The sequence below is a fragment of the Flavobacteriaceae bacterium genome, from assembly GCA_003443635.1.
In the GTDB taxonomy this organism is placed as follows: Bacteria; Bacteroidota; Bacteroidia; order Flavobacteriales; family Flavobacteriaceae; genus AU392.
This window is the reverse complement of sequence record CP031964.1, coordinates 2,119,482-2,138,882: the sequence shown is the minus strand read 5'-3', so window position 1 is coordinate 2,138,882 and position 19,401 is coordinate 2,119,482. Positions and strand designations below refer to the sequence as shown.

Annotated in this window: 13 protein-coding genes and 4 tRNA genes; 11 read left to right on the top strand and 6 right to left on the bottom strand. The window is 29.3% G+C overall.

Annotated elements, in window-relative coordinates; translation table 11 throughout:
- The first annotated feature begins 109 nt into the window (after positions 1 to 109).
- The 5 genes from D1817_09740 (at position 110) to D1817_09720 (ending at position 2,654) form a co-directional block, all read left to right on the top strand.
- Complete coding sequence (locus D1817_09740; protein ID AXT20148.1) at positions 110 to 2,158, top strand: HDIG domain-containing protein; 2,049 nt, start codon at positions 110 to 112, stop codon at positions 2,156 to 2,158.
- A 100-nt stretch (positions 2,159 to 2,258) separates the two neighbouring features.
- Positions 2,259 to 2,342 (top strand) — tRNA-Ser (locus D1817_09735).
- A gap of 18 nt (positions 2,343 to 2,360) precedes the next feature.
- Positions 2,361 to 2,435 (top strand) — tRNA-Pro (locus D1817_09730).
- A 37-nt stretch (positions 2,436 to 2,472) separates the two neighbouring features.
- A tRNA-Pro gene (locus tag D1817_09725) sits at positions 2,473 to 2,547 on the top strand.
- 30 nt (positions 2,548 to 2,577) lie between these two features.
- A tRNA-Arg gene (locus D1817_09720) sits at positions 2,578 to 2,654 on the top strand.
- 59 nt (positions 2,655 to 2,713) lie between these two features.
- On the opposite strand, the gene D1817_09715 is transcribed toward D1817_09720, so the two are convergent.
- The 4 genes from D1817_09715 to D1817_09700 form a co-directional block, all read right to left on the bottom strand.
- Positions 2,714 to 3,898: a class I SAM-dependent methyltransferase gene (locus D1817_09715; protein ID AXT20147.1), complete on the bottom strand. Its 1,185-nt coding sequence runs from the start codon at positions 3,896 to 3,898 to the stop codon at positions 2,714 to 2,716.
- A 7-nt stretch (positions 3,899 to 3,905) separates the two neighbouring features.
- Complete coding sequence (locus D1817_09710) at positions 3,906 to 4,994, bottom strand: AI-2E family transporter (GenBank protein ID AXT20146.1); 1,089 nt, start codon at positions 4,992 to 4,994, stop codon at positions 3,906 to 3,908.
- A 21-nt stretch (positions 4,995 to 5,015) separates the two neighbouring features.
- Positions 5,016 to 5,519 (bottom strand): TrmH family RNA methyltransferase, encoded by a 504-nt coding sequence (locus D1817_09705; GenBank protein AXT20145.1) that lies wholly within the window; start codon positions 5,517 to 5,519, stop codon positions 5,016 to 5,018.
- A gap of 171 nt (positions 5,520 to 5,690) precedes the next feature.
- On the bottom strand, positions 5,691 to 6,362 hold the full coding sequence (locus D1817_09700) for a DUF4159 domain-containing protein (GenBank protein ID AXT20144.1): 672 nt from the start codon (positions 6,360 to 6,362) through the stop codon (positions 5,691 to 5,693).
- Positions 6,363 to 6,386: 24 nt separating this feature from the next.
- Here D1817_09700 and D1817_09695 point away from each other — a divergent pair, with 24 nt between their 5' ends.
- The gene (locus tag D1817_09695) at positions 6,387 to 7,124 is read left to right on the top strand and encodes a DUF1223 domain-containing protein (protein ID AXT20143.1); all 738 of its coding nucleotides are present in this window, start codon (positions 6,387 to 6,389) and stop codon (positions 7,122 to 7,124) included.
- A 3-nt stretch (positions 7,125 to 7,127) separates the two neighbouring features.
- Here the strand turns inward: D1817_09695 and D1817_09690 are convergent, their stop codons facing one another.
- Positions 7,128 to 7,835 carry a 16S rRNA (uracil(1498)-N(3))-methyltransferase gene (locus D1817_09690; protein AXT20142.1) on the bottom strand — a complete coding sequence of 236 codons (708 nt, stop codon included), beginning with the start codon at positions 7,833 to 7,835 and terminating at the stop codon, positions 7,128 to 7,130.
- 1 nt (position 7,836) lies between these two features.
- Positions 7,837 to 8,859 carry a tRNA (adenosine(37)-N6)-threonylcarbamoyltransferase complex transferase subunit TsaD gene (tsaD, locus tag D1817_09685; protein ID AXT20141.1) on the bottom strand — a complete coding sequence of 341 codons (1,023 nt, stop codon included), beginning with the start codon at positions 8,857 to 8,859 and terminating at the stop codon, positions 7,837 to 7,839.
- 228 nt (positions 8,860 to 9,087) lie between these two features.
- On the opposite strand from tsaD, the gene D1817_09680 reads away from it, so the two are divergent.
- From D1817_09680 to D1817_09660, 5 genes are all read left to right on the top strand, one after another.
- Positions 9,088 to 13,497 (top strand): translocation/assembly module TamB, encoded by a 4,410-nt coding sequence (locus D1817_09680; GenBank protein AXT21263.1) that lies wholly within the window; start codon positions 9,088 to 9,090, stop codon positions 13,495 to 13,497.
- A gap of 113 nt (positions 13,498 to 13,610) precedes the next feature.
- The gene (pfkA, locus tag D1817_09675) at positions 13,611 to 14,597 is read left to right on the top strand and encodes a 6-phosphofructokinase (protein AXT20140.1); all 987 of its coding nucleotides are present in this window, start codon (positions 13,611 to 13,613) and stop codon (positions 14,595 to 14,597) included.
- Positions 14,598 to 14,611: 14 nt separating this feature from the next.
- Positions 14,612 to 15,613, top strand: a complete 1,002-nt coding sequence (gene gap / locus D1817_09670) for a type I glyceraldehyde-3-phosphate dehydrogenase (protein AXT20139.1) — start codon at positions 14,612 to 14,614, stop codon at positions 15,611 to 15,613.
- A 12-nt stretch (positions 15,614 to 15,625) separates the two neighbouring features.
- On the top strand, positions 15,626 to 16,486 hold the full coding sequence (locus D1817_09665; protein ID AXT20138.1) for an N-acetylglucosamine kinase: 861 nt from the start codon (positions 15,626 to 15,628) through the stop codon (positions 16,484 to 16,486).
- 81 nt (positions 16,487 to 16,567) lie between these two features.
- The gene (locus tag D1817_09660) at positions 16,568 to 19,396 is read left to right on the top strand and encodes an insulinase family protein (GenBank protein ID AXT21262.1); all 2,829 of its coding nucleotides are present in this window, start codon (positions 16,568 to 16,570) and stop codon (positions 19,394 to 19,396) included.
- Positions 19,397 to 19,401: the final 5 nt, after the last annotated feature.

Below are 19,401 nucleotides of genomic sequence, written 5' to 3'. Positions count from 1 at the left end.
TGCGAAATTAATTAAAATTTAGAAGAAAATTGTTAAGATTTACCTATTATCCTGCACTTATGTTACTGCCTATTTTTTTATTACTTTTGAAAGAACTTTAAATATATAAATGAAAGACTTTATTAATAAATTTTATAAAAATCATTCTTTAATATATAAGATATTTCTTTTTATAGCAACTACATTTCTTATAGTATACTTGTTTCCTAAGAGTGGAAAATTTAAATATAGTTTTGAAAAAGGTAAACCTTGGCAATCTGAAAACTTATTAGCTCCTTTTGACTTTGCAATAAAAAAAACAAATGAAGTTATACAAGCTGAAAGGAAACAGATTACCGATAATGCATCGGCATATTTTAATCTAGATACACTTGTTTTTAGTCAGGTAAAAAATAATTACAAGCTTCAGTTTGATTTAATTTTTAAAGATTCTTTACCTGAAAATATTAAAAACAATTTATATGAGTCTGGAAATACTATATTAGAAGCTATATATGATAAAGGAGTTTTAAACAGAACTTATGATTATAGCTCAAGTAAACAAATTATAGTTCTAGTAGATAGAAATCAAAAACGAATAGTCGATTATTCAAATTTTATTATTCAGAATAATTTAGAATCATTTGTAACAAATCAGGTTAATCAATTAAAATTAAATGGATATGAACTTAAATATATTTCATTATTTTTTGATATAGTCAAACCTAATTTGTCTTTAAATGAATCTATAACTTTAAGCTCTTTAGAAGAAGAACTTAATACAATTTCGTTAGTTAGAGGAAGTGTAGCAAGAGGAACTTTAATTATTTCTAAAGGAGAAGTCGTTGATGATGATAAGTACAAAAAATTAGAATCTTTAGCATCTGAATATGAATCACAAGTATGGAGTGAGGCAAATTACATATGGATACTTATAGCATATGCACTTTTAGTAGCTTTAGCTTTATTGATGTTATTGTTGTTTTTAAGAAAATACCGATTAGAAGTTTATAAAAATAATACAAAAGTTACTTTCATATTCTTTAATATAGCTTTAATGGTATTATTAACTATTTTAACAGTTAATTACAATTCAACTTATATTTATATAGTTCCCTTATGTATTCTTCCTTTAATATTAAAAGCATTTTTTGATGCTCGTTTGGGGTTATTTGCTCATGTAATTACTGTTTTACTTTTAGGCTTTGTAGTGCCAAACAATTACGAATATATGTTTTTGCAGATTATCGCAGGTATCGTAACAATTTTAACAGTATCAGAATTATATAAACGTGCTAATTTATTTATATCTGTAGGACAGATTACTTTAATATATATTATAGCCTATTTTGCATTTTTTGTAATCCACGAGGGAAGTATTGAAACTTTAAAATGGGAAACATTTACATTGTTTATTCTTGGTGGCTTAGCTACATTATTTGTTCAACCTTTAATATATGCTTACGAAAAAATATTTGGATTAGTGTCAGATGTGTCTTTATTAGAGCTTTCTGATACAAATAGTAAATTATTAAAAGAGTTATCTAATAAATCTCCAGGAACGTTTCATCACTCTTTAAATGTAGCAAATTTGGCAGAAGCAGCTGCAAATGAAATTGGAGCTAACTCTATGCTGACCAGAGTAGGAGCTTTATATCATGACATTGGTAAAATGAAAAACCCGACTTACTTTACAGAAAATCAGTCAACTGGAATTAATCCTCATGATGAATTATCTTCAAAAGAGAGTGCTTCAATCATTATAGATCATGTTATTGATGGTATAGAAATTGCAAAAAAGAATAAATTACCAGATAGAGTTATTGATTTTATAAGAACCCACCATGGTACTAGTTTGGTATATTATTTTTATAATAAAGAAAAGGGATTAGAAGCAGAAGTTAATGAATCTGATTTTAGATATCCTGGACCACGCCCGTATAGTAAGGAGACTGCAATATTGATGATGTGTGATAGTGTAGAAGCAGCTTCTAAGAGCTTAAAAGAACCTACATCTACAAAAATAGATACTTTTATAGAAACGATTATTAATAAACAAATTGAAAATGAACAGTTTTTAAATGCTAATATTACTTTTAAAGAAATTCAATCTATTAAAAAAGTTTTAAAACATAAACTAGCCAATATCTACCACTTACGAATAGAATATCCGGAATAGAAAATTACTTATAAAAAATTGAAAAAATAGCTTGCGTTCTTTAAGATGAAAAGTTACATTTGCATCCGCATTTGAGAGAATGTGTATGTTCATTAAAATAGGAGAGGTGCCAGAGTGGTAATGGAGCAGATTGCTAATCTGTCGACGCGCAAGTGTCGCCGGGGTTCGAATCCCCGTCTCTCCGCATTTTAAATAATCAATTCGGGGTGTAGCGTAGCCCGGTTATCGCGCCGCGTTTGGGACGCGGAGGTCGCAGGTTCGAATCCTGCCACCCCGACTGTATTATTTAAAGATTTATTAAAGCAATAGCCAATCGGGGTGTAGCGTAGCCCGGTTATCGCGCCGCGTTTGGGACGCGGAGGTCGCAGGTTCGAATCCTGCCACCCCGACAGAATAAAATTAAGGAGAAACCCTTAAATGGTCGCATAGCTCAGCTGGATAGAGCACCTGCCTTCTAAGCAGGCGGTCCTAGGTTCGAATCCTAGTGCGATCACAAAACCCTTACTGTAATTAGTAAGGGTTTTTGTTTTTAATAAACTTTCATTTACTAAACATTTATTTTAATTTTTCGCAAATCAAAACTATTTTTTCCTTATTTCCCTGTGTTGTAAAAAATACATAAATATCTCCACCATCTTTAAATTTAAACTTTGCTTTGAGTTGCTGTGGGTTTTCTGGAAAGTTACGTGTACTAATATTTATTTTGATATTACTAATAGCTTTTAGAATCGCTTTTTTATCATATGGAATAGCATTATTTATTTTAAAAGTTCTGCCTGGAAAGTTAACTAAAACTTTAGATGTATATAAATGTGAATGTTTATGAAGTTTTTTAAGTTTTAATTTTTGAGAAACTAAATTAAATGCTCCAGATTTTAATATAGCACTGTTAGGTTCGTATAAATAATTAATAACATCTCCATAATTTGAAAAAGCATTAGCTTCTTCATTTAAAGTAAAATCAAATTTTTGAGAACTGTGTTGATTAATATTAACTGTTTCGATTTTTATTTCCTTTGTAAATCCTTCTTCTAAATGAAATAGCAACTCTTTAACTTCATTTTTAATTGCGATAATGTGTATTGTTTTTACAAATTGTAACTCATTTATTCCGACAGTAATATCTAACATTGGAGAAGCTTTAATCAAAATGTTTTTTGAATGTTTAAATAAAGCATAAAGATTATCAGGAACATTAGGTAAACAATCTTTTAAATAAAACACCTTTCCTTTACGATCGTGGCGTCGTGATGGATCAATATAAATCCAATCAAAATTTTTATTAGAGGTTTTTAAAAATTGGATACCATCTTGATTTATAGTTTTTATATTAGAAACCTCTAATTGTTTATAATTATAAGCAACTAAATGAGATAATTTGGTGTTAATTTCACAATGTGTTACTTTTTTAAATTGTTTCGAAAAATAATAACTATCTATACCTAAACCACCAGTGATATCTATAATTGAATTCCCAGATATTAAACTTGCTTTATATTTTGCTGAAATTTCAGAAGACGTCTGCTCAATATTAAGCTTATTAGGATAATATATTTTTTTAGTATTAAACCAAGTAGGAAGCTTTTTTTTGGATTTTTTTTTTGCTTCAATTTGTTCAATAAGTTCGTGATTGCTTATTGCTTCAAAAAAAGTTTTTTTTAATAATAATTTAGAAATATCTGAATTTAAATTATTATTTATAAACTCCTGAATTTCAATATTTAAAATATTAATATTCAAAGTAACACTATAAATCTTTAGTTAATTGCTTAACAATCTTATTTTCTGATAAAAACTCTTTTAAAATTACTTTAATAGCGGTATAGCCAGGTACTGCTACTACCATTCCTATAACACCAAATAGAAGCCCAGCTATTATAATAACAAGGAAGATTTCTAATGGATGTGATTTTACACTTTTAGAGAAGATAATGGGTTGACTTCCAAAATTATCAATTAATTGCCCAATAATAAAACCAATCATTACATAAATTGTTTTTGGTAAAATCACTTCGCTAAAACTGCTTCCTAAGTTGCTAGACATTGTTAAGGTAATCATTAAAACTGCTCCAATTAATGGACCAACATATGGAATTAAATTAAGTAAAGCACATAAAAAGGCTATGACCAAAGCGTTTTTAATTCCAAAAATTAAAAGTACTATGGTATAAATTATAAATAAGATCAAAATTTGTAAAATAAGACCAATAAAATATCGAGATAACAGACCTTTAATTTTCTCAAAAGACTTTTTCAATCGTGTTTCTTTAGCATCTGGAGTAAATACTAAGATGCCTTGCTCAAATAACTTGCTGTCTTTTAATAAAAAGAATGTGATAAATAACACTGAAAATAAGCCAATGCTAAAATTACCAAAACCACTAACTACAGAATTTAAAAATTCAGGAATTACTGAATAATCTAGTTTAGAAATTAAATCAGAATCTTTTAAAGATTGTTCTATATCTATATTGTTTATAGCAAAATACTCGCTAATTTGATGATATAAATCTTCAACTTTGCCTTGAAGTTCATTCATGTTTAACAAGGATAAATTTTGACCTTGCTCAATAATTAACGGAATGAACATTCTAACTAAACCTAATAAAAGGCTAATTAAAATAACCATTGTTGAAACAACTGCTATAGTATTTTTAAATTTTAATTTAGTTTTTAAAAACCCTACAATAGGTCTTCCTATAAGAGATATTACTGCTGCTATAGCAATATAAACTAAAACTGATTGGATTTTATATAAGAAGAAAAGTAAAAGTGAAACTCCAAGAATAATGGCAAGAGCTTTTAAAATTCCTTTAGTTATAAAGTTAGAATTCATCCAGTAAATATATAAAATCTGCTACATTAATTGTTTAGTAAGTTCGTATAATGCAATATTGGCTGCTTGCACTACATTCATACTACTATTTTGTCCAAACATATCGATATGAATTACTGTATTGGCATTATTAAGAATAGCTTCTGAAATTCCAAAATTTTCGTCACCAATAATTAGTGCAATAGGTTGTTTTTGATTTGCCAGTTTAAATTGATGTAGAGGTGTACTAGAAACTGTAATTTCTAAAGCAATAATTTGATATTGATGTGCTTTTAATTCTCTTACGACTTCAAAAATATTCTTATTTAATTCATAATTCACAACATTTTCAGTAGCCCGTGATGTTTTCATCATTTTTCGCCCTAAATGAATTGTTTCTCCACAAAAAATAAGTTTTTCTATACCAAAAGCGTCAGAGATTCGAAACAAACTTCCAATATTAGGAGCATTAGTTACATTATCACAAATTAAAGTAATAGGGAATTTTCGCTTAATAAAATTAGTGGTGTTGTGAGTAAGTTGCATTTTTAATTAATAGCTTCCAGAAATCCCCAATGCAAATCATAATTCCTAATGCCGCTAGTATAGGTATGAGCATTCATTTCATACATTGAAACAAATATGAGTATGAGTATTAATACAATTGCTGTGACTTTAAAAAATAAACTGTTCTTTTTCATAATTAAAGATAATTAATTAATTTTTAAAAGCATATTTTACAATGTTGGCTCCCATCTTTAAAGCTTTTTCGCGTACCTCAGGTGGGTCGTTATGTATTATTGGATCTTCCCAACCATCACCTAAATCACTTTCGACAGTGAATAATAACACTAACCTTCCTTCATGAAATAAACCTAGAGCTTGTGGACGTTTACCATCGTGTTCATGAATTTTCGGTAGTCCATTAGGAAACTTATAAGCAATATTAAATATTTCATGATTAGCGGGAAGTTCTACTAAATCTTGATTTGGAAATACTTTTTTGAGTTCTTTAGTAACATAAGGTTGCATCCCATAATTGTCATCTATATGAAGAAAACCTCCAGAAATTAAATAATCACGTAAATTTTCGGCATCATTCTCACTAAAAAATACATTTCCATGCCCTGTCATATGTATAAATGGATATTGAAATATATCTATACTGCCAACTTCTACCGATTGTGGCTTATCATTAATTGCAGTATCTATATTTTCATTACTAAACTTAATTAAATTAGGTAGTGCTGTTGGGTTTCCATACCAATCACCTCCACCTCTATATTTGAGTACAGCTATATCTTGCGCATGGCAGTTTAAAAATGTTAAAAATGCAATAAAACCAGTAATTACTGTAAGATTTAATTTTAGCTTCGGACATATTATCATACTTCAAAAATAAAAATATTTAACATGCAGAACTTCTTTTTAACTTTAATTATAGCAAGTTTATCACTTTTTAATGCAGATAATACCCCAAAAGATAATTTTAAACCAGTGGTAGTTTTAGAACTTTTTACATCCCAAGGATGTTCCAGTTGCCCATCTGCTGATAAACTTTTAAAAGAAGTAAAACAAACATATAATGCTAAAGATGTAATAACATTGTCGTATCACGTCGATTATTGGGATTATATTGGCTGGAAAGATCCTTTTGCTAAAGCAGCATTTACGAATAAACAACGTGTTTACGGTCAAAAATTTTATAGTAGCTCAATTTATACACCACAAATTGTAATAAATGGTAAAGAACATTTTGTGGGTTCTCAACGAAATACTATGAATACAAAATTAAAAAGGTATTTGTCTAAACCTTCTTCAAATCAAGTAGTTATTAGTAATTCAAGAATTGATGGGAGTAAAGTTAATTTTGATTATAATATTAAAGGAGATATTTCTAATAAATCTATTCGTTTAGCATTAGTGATTAACGATAGAGAAACTTACGTAAAGCGTGGAGAGAATAGAACTCGAACACTTAAGAACTCGAACATAGTAGTATCTGAGCTTAATTTTAACTTAAAAGAAACTTCTGGTTTAGGGCAGATTAGTATCCCTGAATTAGTAAAAAATGATGACCAATTGAGGGTTGTGGTTATTGTAGAAGATGAACGTTTAAATATTACTGGAGCTAGTCAAGTTAGTTTATAGTATTCATTCATTATTAAATGCAGCACTATGTGCTGCTACAATTGCAGCTGTTTCTGTACGTAATCGTGTTTGTCCTAAAGTTACAGGGGTAAAATTATTTTGTATTGCAAGGTTAATTTCATTTATACTAAAATCACCTTCTGGTCCTATCAGGATAGTAATATCTTGATTAGATTTCAATTCTTGTTTTAAAGATTTTCTGTCACTTATTTCTTCGCAGTGTGCTATAAATAAAAGGCCATTAAATTCTTGTTTAATAAATTCTTTAAAAGGCATTACTGAATTCAGTTTTGGTAAATAAAAGCTTAATGATTGTTTCATAGCCGATTGTAAAATTTTCTCGAAACGTACATCTTTTATTATTTTACGCTCACTATGATCACAAATAATAGGAGTAATACTATCAATACCTATTTCGGTTGCTTTTTCTAAAAACCACTCATAACGGTCATTCATTTTTGTGGGAGCAACAGCTAAATGTAAATTATAAGTTTTTTTATTTTGAAATTGTTTAGATATTATTGAAGCAGTACATTGTTTAAAGTCAGTTATTAATATTTTAGCTTCAAAACCCCAACCTTTACCATTTGTAATATGAAGAATATCACCACTTTTTTTTCTTAATACTTTAGAAATATGTTTGCTTTCTTCTTTAGAGAAAGAAAACTGAGATGTCTGTTCAGTAATTTCAGGATTATAGAATAGCTGCATTTTAAATTTTTAATCGTGCAGAAGCAGTGATACCTTCCTCTGCAAAATCATTTTCAAGATATTTTAAATAACCTACTATTGCAATCATTGCTGCATTATCTGTAGTAAATTCAAATTTAGGAATATAAGTTGTCCATCCAAATTTTTGCTCGCCTTCTTTTAATGCTTTTCGTATGCCTGAGTTAGCAGAAACGCCACCGCCAATAGCAATATGTTTAATCCTTGTTTCTTTACTCGCTAATTTTAATTTATCTATTAAAATGCCTATGATGGTGTATTGTATAGAGGCGCAGATGTCGTTTAAGTTATCTTTTATGAACTCTGGATGTTCTTTAACTTGTTTTTGTACAAAATATAGAATAGCAGTCTTTAATCCGGAAAAACTAAAGTTTAGTCCTTTTACTTTTGGTTTAGTAAACGAAAACGCTTTTGGATTTCCAGTTTGTGCAAGCTTGTCTATTTCTGGCCCAGCTGGATAACCCAAACCTAAGACTTTACCGCTTTTATCGTATGCCTCTCCAACTGCATCGTCTATAGTTTCTCCAATAACGGTCATATTAAAATAACTATTAACTTTTACTATTTGTGTATGTCCCCCAGAAATAGTCATTGCTAAAAATGGAAATTTGGGCTTGTCAAAACCTTCTTCATCTATAAAATGTGCTAAAATATGTGCTTGCATATGGTTTACATCTATTAAGGGGATGTTTAAGCCATATGCTAATGACTTAGCAAATGAAGTCCCTACTAAAAGAGACCCCATTAAACCTGGTCCTCGAGTAAATGCAATAGCACTTAATTGTGTTTTATCTATATCAGCTTTTATTAATGCTTGATGTACTACAGGAACTATGTTCTGTTGATGTGCACGTGAAGCTAATTCAGGAACAACACCTCCATATTCTTTATGTATTTCTTGGCTAGCTACAACATTACTTAAAATTTTACCGTTGTAAATTATGGAAGCCGCTGTATCATCGCAAGAAGATTCAATTCCCAAAATATAAATATCCTGTGTATTCATCAATAAAAATTAGGCATAGTAATTGTTATTTGTACACTAAATCACCATCTTTTTTTGGCTTTTTAACGTATATACAAATAAATGAAAAAAATAGTAGACAGCAGATAAATCAAAGTTTAAAAAATGGTAAGTTTATACATCTAAATTTTTAGTTTATTTGCACAATATTATAACACCTTAAGTATCTTTAAAAAAGTATTAAAAATAACGTCAAAACTAGTGGCAATTATGCTACTTCTTTTCATCATATTGGTGTTGCTACTTTCTATTCCTGCTATCCAAACTAGTTTAGGAAAATATACTACAGAAAAAATTAATGAAGATTTTGGAACTAATATAACTATTGAAAAAGTTGGACTTCAATTTAATGGCGATGTAGAACTTAAGGGAATTTACATTGAAGATCACAAACAAGACACTCTCATTAGCATTTCAGAACTCAATACATCAATTATCAGTTTTAGAAAGCTTTATAAAGGAAAACTGACTTTTGGCGATATAGATATTGAGAACTTATTTTTCAATTTAAAAATATATGAAGAAGAGCGTCTTACAAATTTAGATGTATTTATTGCTAAATTTGGAACATCAGCTACAAAATCAGAAGAGAAGTTTTTATTATCGTCTAGTGATATATCTGTTAAAGATAGTAGGTTCGTATTAATAGATGAAAACCTTTCAACTCCAGTAATTTTAGATTTTACGAACTTAAATTTTAATACTACTGATTTTTTAGTTTTTGGCCCAGATGTGAGTACTCGAATAAACAAATTATCATTTTTTGAAAAAAGAGGAATTACACTAAAAAACCTTCAAACAAATTTTGCATATTCTATAAAAGATATGACGTTTGAAAACCTTGAAATTGAAACTGAAAAATCTTTATTAAAAGGGAAATTAAAATTTGAATATGAATTAAAAGATATGCCTCAGTTTGTAAATAAAGTACAATTGATAGCAAATTTTGATGATTCTACAATAGCTTTAAACGAGCTTAATAAATATTATAACGAGTTTGGATTAAATCAATATGCAAAACTAAAAGCAAACTTTACAGGCACTTTAAATGACTTAACAGCTAGTAATTTATTATTAACTACTTCTAGCCAAACAGCCATAAATGGAACTTTAAATTTCAAAAATATTTTTGGAAAAGGAGATTTTGTTATGGAAGGTGATTATAATAACTTAAGCTCCTCTAGGAGAGATTTAAATGCAATTTTACCAAATATTCTCGGAGAAAGAAATTTACCTACATCGTTAGATAGTTTAGGACGCTTTACAATAAAAGGAAAATCTTTAGTTACTAAAGATATGCTTAATACTGATGTTACTATAGATACGCGTTTAGGTCAAGCAATTTCTACAATAGAGATGTTAAATATTAATAATGCAGATAAATTAACGTATTCAGGTAATATTGTTTTAGAAGAATTTGATTTAGGAACACTTATTAAAAACGCAAGTGTTGGTAAAACATCTTTAAATCTTGATGTAAATGGTAAAGGATTTACACTAGAAACGTTAAATACACAGGTAGATGGAAATATTTATAATTTAGATTATAATAATTATGATTATAATGGTATTGATATCTCAGGTAATATTCAAGACAATATTTTTAATGGAGAATTAATTGCTAATGATGAAAATTTAGATTTAAAATTTAATGGCTTAATTAATTTTTCTGAAGCAGAAAACAATTATGATTTTACAGCAAATGTTACTAAAGCAAATCTTAACGCGTTAAATTTTGTCACAAAGGATAGTATTTCTGTTTTTCAAGGTTTAGTTAAAATGGATATGAAAGGCACCAACATTGATAATGCTTATGGGAGTATTTCATTTAAAAACACATTATATAAAAATCAAAATGAAGAGTATTATTTTAAAGATTTTGCTATATCATCAGAATTTAAAAATAATATTAGATACATAAATGTAAACTCTCCAGATATTATAGAAGGGAGTTTAAATGGTAAATTTGTATTTAAAGATGCTTTGAAGCTTATTGAAAACTCGTTTGGTGATATTTATGCAAACTATAATCCTCATGAAATACAAGAGAATCAATTTATAGATTTTAACTTTAAAATATATAATAAAATTGCTGAAGTGTTTTTACCTGAATTAGAATTAGGAAGCAATACTTTTTTTAGAGGCCATATAGAAAGTGATGCTAAAAAATTCAATTTAGTGTTTAATTCTCCAAAAATTAAATTAGAAGATTATTTAGCAAAAGGAATTCAATTAAGATTAAATAATGACAACCCATTATTTAATACATATATAGAAGTAGATAGTGTGGATACCAAGTATTATAAAGCTTCAGACTTTAGTTTGATAAATGTAACTGTAAATGATACCTTAATCATAAAAACTCAATTTAAAGGAGGGGATATAAATGCAGATGATTTTAACTTAAACCTCTACTACACGATTAATGAAAATCGTAAATCTGTTTTTGGATTTAATAAGTCAGAAGTATTATTTAAAAATAATGAATGGTTTATAAATGAAAAGAGAAATGCAAATAATAAAATTATTTTTGACAGAAATTTTAAAAATATAGAGTTTGATAATATAGACGTGAGTCACCTTGATGAAAGTATGAAGTTTTTGGGAGTAATGAGAGACTCAACTTATAAAGACCTAAATTTAGAGTTTAAAAATGTAGACCTTATTAAAATTACACCGCGCATAGATAGTTTGGCATTAGCAGGTAATGTGAACGGAAAACTAAATATTAAACAAGAAGGAAGGGCTTACTTGCCTGAATCTAATATCATTGTCGATGATTTTAAAATAAATAATTTCAATCTAGGCTCTTTTAAAGCTAATATAGTAGGATATGAGTCATTAACAAATTATGATGTAAACGTAAGTTTAAAAGATGATCAAAAAGAATCATTATCTGTTATTGGTAATTTAAACGTTGCAGGCAAAAATCCAACTATAGATTTAGAGGTTAATTTTAACCAATTTATTCTTAATCCATTAACACCGTTTGGCTCTGGAGTAATTACTAATATTCGTGGAGAAGTTGAAGGTAATGTAAGAGTTGTAGGAAGGTTAAATAGACCTAATATTATAGGAAACTTAGATTTAGATAAAGGAGGTTTGAGTGTACCATATTTAAATGTAGATTATGAGTTTGCAGATAATACAATAGTTAACTTAGAACGACAATCGTTTAATTTTAGTAATGCTCAATTAACAGATTCAGATCGTTTTTCAAATGCAAATTTATCTGGTAGTATTAGCCATGTAAATTTTTCAAAATGGGCATTAGATCTAGATATTAATTCAAATCGATTTTTAGTTTTAAATACTTCAGATTATGAAGATGCTTTATATTATGGAACAGCATTTGTTGGTGGAGAAATTGAAATTAGCGGACCAGTAAATCAATTAGTTGTTAATGCTTCTGTAGAGACAGAACAAGGAACTGTTTTTGTAATTCCTTTAAATGATGCAGAAACATTTGGAACAGATTCATTTATTCATTTTACAACTAAAGAAGAAAAAGAAGCAAAGTTAAAAGGAGAGGAAGTTGTTTTAGATAATATATCTGGTTTAGAATTGGATTTTGATTTAGATGTTAATCAGAATGCAGAAATCGAAATAGTAATTGATAAAACTACTGGAAGTACTATACGTGGCCGTGGTGATGGAGGTATTCTAACTCAAATAAATACAAACGGAAAATTTAATATGTTTGGAGACTTTATAGTTAATGAAGGAATATATAATTTTATTACTCCTGGAGTTATTCAAATACAAAAAGAGTTTAAAGTACAACAAGGTGGAAATTTAGTATGGGAAGGAGATCCATTAAAAGCTCAAATGAATATAAGAGCAATACATGATGGGATTAATGCAAATCCTTCTATTTTATTAGATAACCCTACAAGTCAAAGCATACCTGTAGAAGTAGAAATAGAACTAACAGGTCAACTAGAGCAACCAGATATTAACTTTAATTTAAACTTTCCAAATGTAAATTCCACTATTAACTCTGAATTACAATATAGGTTGAGTGATAATGATACAAAACAATTTCAAGCATTATCATTACTTGCTACAGGCTCTTTCAAGAATGATATTAACTTTAGATCTCAAGATGCATTCGGGTTATTTTCAGACGGTATTAAAGCCATATTAAACGATTTACTATCGACCAAGGATGGTAAATTGCAAATTGGAGTAGATTATCAAGTAGGAGAAAACACCCCTGAATTTCAATCTGACGATCGGTTTATTGCTAGCCTAAGTACAAGGCTTAGTGATAATATCCTCATTAATGGTAATGTAGGAGTTCCAATTGGAGGTGTTAGCGAAACCGTAATTGCTGGTAATTTTGAAATTGAAGTATTGCTTAATGAAGATCGCACACTATCTCTAAAGTTTTTTAATAGAGAAAATAGTATTAGAAATTTTGGAGAACAAATAGGTTACACTCAAGGTATTGGATTATCTTATAATGTAGAATTCGATAGTTTAAAAGAACTCTTTACGAAGATTTTTAAACGTAAAAAGCAACGAGATAAAAAAGAAATAGCTACAGAAGAAAAAGTATTGCCAGATTTTATAGGTTTCAAACAAAAAACAACTTCAAACAACAAAAAAAACAAATGATGAAAGTCATTTGTTAAAACAAATTCTTGTATTTTTTTATTTCATTAAAAAGCTAGGTAACATTACATTTTATTCCTTAAGTTTATTAGATTTACCTTATCTAAGGTAAGAAAATAATGAAAAAAATTAATAGAATTGGAGTAATGACTTCTGGAGGAGACTCTCCAGGAATGAATGCTGCAATCCGATCTGTAGTTCGAGCTTGCGCTTATCATGAAATAGAATGCATTGGTATATATAGAGGTTATGAGGGAACGATTGAAGGCGATTTTAAAGAAATGAATGCGCGTAGTGTAAAGGGTATTATTAATAAGGGAGGTACAATATTAAAATCTGCTCGCTCTAAAAAATTTAGAACTAAAGAAGGACGTAAAGAAGCGTATAATACTTTAATGAATGCAAATATTGATGCCTTAGTTACTATAGGTGGTGATGGTACATTTAATGGAGCATATATATTTAATCAAGAATATAATTTTCCTGTTATTGGAATACCAGGAACTATCGACAACGATATTTTTGGCACATCACATACTTTAGGATATGATACGGCTTTAAATACAATTGTAGAAGCGGTTGATAAAATTAGAGATACAGCAAGTTCTCATAACCGATTATTTTTTATTGAAGTGATGGGTAGAGATGTTGGACATATAGCATTAAATGTAGGTGTTGGAGCTGGAGCTGAAGAAATATTAATTCCTGAAGAAGATTTGGGGTTAGATCGTTTATTAGAGTCGTTAAGAAGGAGTAAGAAGTCTGGAAAATCCTCAAGTATAGTTATTGTTGCTGAAGGTGATAAAATAGGAAAGAATGTATTCGAGTTAAAGGATTATGTCGAAGAGCATATGACAGATTATGACGTACGTGTTTCTGTTTTAGGACATATGCAACGAGGAGGCTCTCCTAGTTGTTTTGATAGAGTGTTAGCTAGTAGAATGGGAGTGAAAGCAGTAGAGAGTTTATTAGCAGGAAAATCCAATTATATGGTTGGACTTATTAATAATAAAATTGAACTAACTCCATTTGAAAATGCAATTAAAGGAAAATCAAAAATAAATTTAGAACTATTAAGAGTATCAGATATAATGACTATATAATATAGGAAGTAATTATGGCAAAAATAAAATTAGGAATTAATGGATTTGGCAGAATAGGTAGAATTGCCTTTAGGGCTGCAATAAATAGATCTGATATAGAAATTGTGGGGATTAATGATTTATTAGATATAGATCACCTAGCATATTTATTAGAATATGACTCTGTCCATGGTCGTTTTAATGGTGATATAAAAGTTGAAGGCGGTAATTTAGTAGTTAATGGAAATCCTATTAGGGTAACTGCCAAGAGAGATCCAAATACATTAGCTTGGGGCGAGGTTAATGCAGAAATTATATTAGATTGTACAGGTATTTTTAAAACTATAGATACTGCCAATGCACATCTCATAGCTGGAGCTAAAAAAGTAGTAATTTCGGCCCCAAGTAAAGATGCCCCCATGTTTGTAATGGGAGTAAATCATACTCAAGTTAAATCTACAGATACTATCGTGTCTAATGCATCTTGTACAACTAATTGTTTAGCATTGGTAGCAAAAGTACTAAATGATAACTTTGGTATTGAAGAAGCTTTAATGACAACAATACATGCGTCTACAGCAACACAATTTACTGTAGATGGGCCTTCTAGAAAAAACTATAGATTAGGACGCTCAGCAATTAATAATATTATACCAACAAGTACTGGAGCGGCAAAAGCTGTAGGGAAAGTTATTCCCAAGCTTAATGGAAAATTAACAGGTATGGCATTTCGTGTACCAACTGCAGATGTATCAGTTGTTGATTTAACAGTAAGATTAAAAAAAGAAACTTCATATAGTGCCATAAAAAAAGTATTTAAAACTGCTTCAAATAATGAGTTGCAAGGAATATTAGGATATACCGATAAGGAAGTTGTATCTCAAGATTTTGTTAGTGATAAACGAACGAGCATCTTTGATGCTAATGCAGGGATAGAACTTAACTCTAAATTCTATAAAATTGTTGCTTGGTATGATAATGAGTTTGCATATTCTAATAAATTAGTAGATTTGGCACAATACATCTGTAACATTTAATATCAAGTTTATATGATTTTAATAGTAGATAGTGGTTCTACAAAATGTGATTGGTTAACAATTGATGATAAAGGAAATCAGTTATATGAAAAGCAGCGTACTAAAGGGTTAAATCCTGCAATTTTAGAAAGGAAAAAACTTTTTAAGAATATTAAAAAAAATAAGATTCTTAAAGAAAATAGAGAAAAAGTAAATAATGTATTTTTTTATGGTGCAGGTTGTGGTACTAAAAAACCACGGCAAATGCTTAAAAATGTTTTACAAGAATTTTTCCCTCAAGCAAAAGTATCTGTAAAAGAAGATACTTTTGCTGCAGTTTATTCTACTATCACAACACCAAGTGAAGCTGCAATAGTTTGTATTTTAGGAACAGGCTCTAATTGTAGTTATTATGATGGTGAAGAATTACATCAAAATGTAGAATCCTTAGGATACTCCATTATGGATGATGCTTCAGGTAATTATTTTGGCAAACAATTATTAAGAGATTATTATTTTAACTTAATGCCTGATGATATAAAGAATTTATTTACAGATAAGTATAATTTAGAAGCCGATGCTATAAAATACAACTTGTATAAGCAACCCAATCCCAATGCTTATTTAGCATCTTTTGCAGAATTCATGTTTTTAAATAAAGATTCTACATATATCGATGCTCTCATAAAAAAAGGAATTCGATTATTTACTAAAACAATGATTATGCAATATAAAGACGTGTTAGATAAAGTACCAGTACATTTTGCAGGATCTATAGCATTTTTATGTCAAGAGCAAATACGTGAGATTGCCAAAGAGATGAATTTCGTAGTTGGAAATTTCGAAAGAAGACCTATTGAAGGATTAGTAAAATATCATGTCGATAATTTATAACTTAATAATCCACAAAAGTTATTACCTTTAGACTTCATTTTTTAAAATAAAAAAGTGTTTAATTATAAAAATATACTAATGATTAAAAAAATTATTCTTGGACTTTTACTAGTATTTCTTATAGCTTGTAATTCTTCAGAATCAAAAGAAGAAGTAGTTACTGATTTCAATATTGAATACGAAAAATTTGAATTAGATAATGGCTTAGATGTAGTCTTTCATATAGATCGTTCAGATCCAGTAGTAGCTGTTGCTTTAACAGCTCATGTAGGATCTGCAAGAGAAAAGGAAGGGCGTACAGGTTTTGCGCATTTATTTGAACACTTATTATTTTTAGAATCAGAGAATTTAGGTAAAGGAGGATTAGATAAAATGAGTGCACGCATTGGAGGCTCAGGTGCTAATGGATCAACCTCTAGAGATCGTACTAATTATTTTCAAACGGTTCCAAAAGATGCTTTAGAGAAAATGATTTGGGCAGAAGCAGATAAATTAGGATGGTTTATTAATACAGTAACAGATCCTGTTTTGGCGAAAGAAAAACAAGTAGTTAAAAACGAAAAACGTCAAAGTGTAGATAATAACCCTTATGGACATACCAATTATGTCATAGATAAAAACCTTTACCCTAAAGATCACCCTTATAACTGGCAAGTTATAGGTTCTCTAGAAGATCTTCAAAATGCAACTCTAGATGATGTAAAAGAATTTTTTAAACATTGGTATGTTCCTAACAATGTAACTTTAGTAATATCTGGGGATTTTGATAGTGCCACTGCTAAAGCTTGGGTAAAAAAATATTTTGATGAAATTCCTAGTGGAGGCGAAATCACTCCTTTAACTGTAAGAAATGGTGTTGTACAAGAAACAATAAAATTATATCACGAAGATAATTTTGCGAGATTGCCAGAGTTAACAATGGTTTGGCCTACAGTAGAACAATATAGTAAAGATGCTTACGCTTTAACAGTACTGACTCAATATTTGTCACGAGGGAAAAATGCTCCCTTGTATAAAGCTTTAGTTGAAGATGCTAAACTTACATCTAACGTACGTATGTTTAATCGAACTTCTGAATTGGCAGGGCAATTACATTTATCTGTTAGAGCATTTTCTGGAAAGCAATTAGATGAGGTGGAAAATGTAATTAATATAGCGTTAGATAAATTTGGAATAGATGGCATCCCTGAGAATGATCTAAACAGAATTAAAGCAGGTCAGGAAACAGGATTTTATAATGGATTGTCAAGCGTTTTAGGGAAAGGATTTCAATTAGCACAATATAATATTTTTGCTGATAACCCAGGCTTTATCAATGAAGATATTCAAAACATCCTCGCTGTAACTAAGGAAGATGTAATGCATGTTTTTAATAAATATATAAAAGGAAAGAATTTTATAGCAACGAGTTTTGTTCCAAAAGGGCAATTAGATTTAGCATTAAACGGATCTATTAAAGCTGAAGTTGTAGAAGAAAAAATTACACAAGGAGCAGAAGAAACATTTGATGCATCTATTGCAGCTGAATACGAGCGTACACCTTCATCTTTTGATAGAACTGAAGAACCTCCTTATGGAGAATCACCTTCGGTTACTATTCCGAAAGTATGGAAAGATAAATTATCTAACGGATTAGAACTTTATGGAATTGAAAGTAATGAAGTACCACTAGTGCAATTTAATATTGTGATTGAAGGAGGACAGTTATTAGAAGATTTTAATAAAACAGGAGTTGCTAACCTATTAACCGATATGTTAACTAAGGGAACGGCCACAAAAACGCCTAAAGAATTAGAAGAAGCTATTCAACAATTAGGCGCATCTATTAATATGTTTGCTACTAAGGAGAATATTACAATAACGGGAAATACTTTAGCTAGAAATTATGATGAGACTTTAAAATTACTTGAAGAAATTATATTAGAACCTCGTTGGGACGCTAATGAATTTGATTTAGCAAAACAAAGTGTATCGAGTCAGTTATTACAACAACAAGCAAATCCTAATGCAATAGCCAATGCAGCATATGATGTGCTTACATATGGAGAAGATAACATTAAATCTAAGAATATTCTTGGGGATATAGAGACGATAAATACAATAACTATTGAAGATTTAAAAGCATATTATAATAATAATTTTTCTCCTTCCATAGCAAAAATGCACGTTGTTGGAGCGATAGATCAAAATACTGTTGTTACTTCATTGAAAAATATTAATGATCGCTGGGAAAATAAAGTTGTAACTATTCCTGAGTACACAGTTCCTGAACAACCTCAAGCATCAAAAATTTATTTTTATGATGTTCCTGGAGCAAAACAATCTGTGTTAAATATAGGTTATCCTGCTTTGGCCGTTAACGATAAAGATTATTATCCGGCAACAATTATGAATTATATCCTTGGTGGCGGTGGATTTGCATCACAGTTAACTCAAGAACTAAGAGAAGGTAAAGGCTATACTTATGGAATTGGCTCAGGTTTTTCTGGAACTAAAGATAAAGGAGATTTTACAATTTTTAGTCGTGTAAGAACCAATGTTACCTTAGAATCTACTCAATTAATAAAAGAAATCCTCAATAATTATGGACCTAATTATACTGAAGCTGATTTGGCAACGACAAAACAGTTTTTAGTAAAAAGTAATTCTAGAGCATTTGAAACTGCAGGAGCAAAGTTAAATATGTTAAGAAATATTAGCGCTTATGATTTTAGTGATAATTATATTAAAGAACGTGAAGCTATTGTTAATAATATGACCGTAGAAGAAATTAAAAAATTATCTAAAAAATATTTAGATCCAAGTAAAATGAATTGGTTGGTTGTTGGTGATGCGAAAACACAATTGGAGCGATTGAAAGATCTAGGGTTTGGTGATCCAATTTTATTAAATGAACAAATAAAAAATTAAAAATA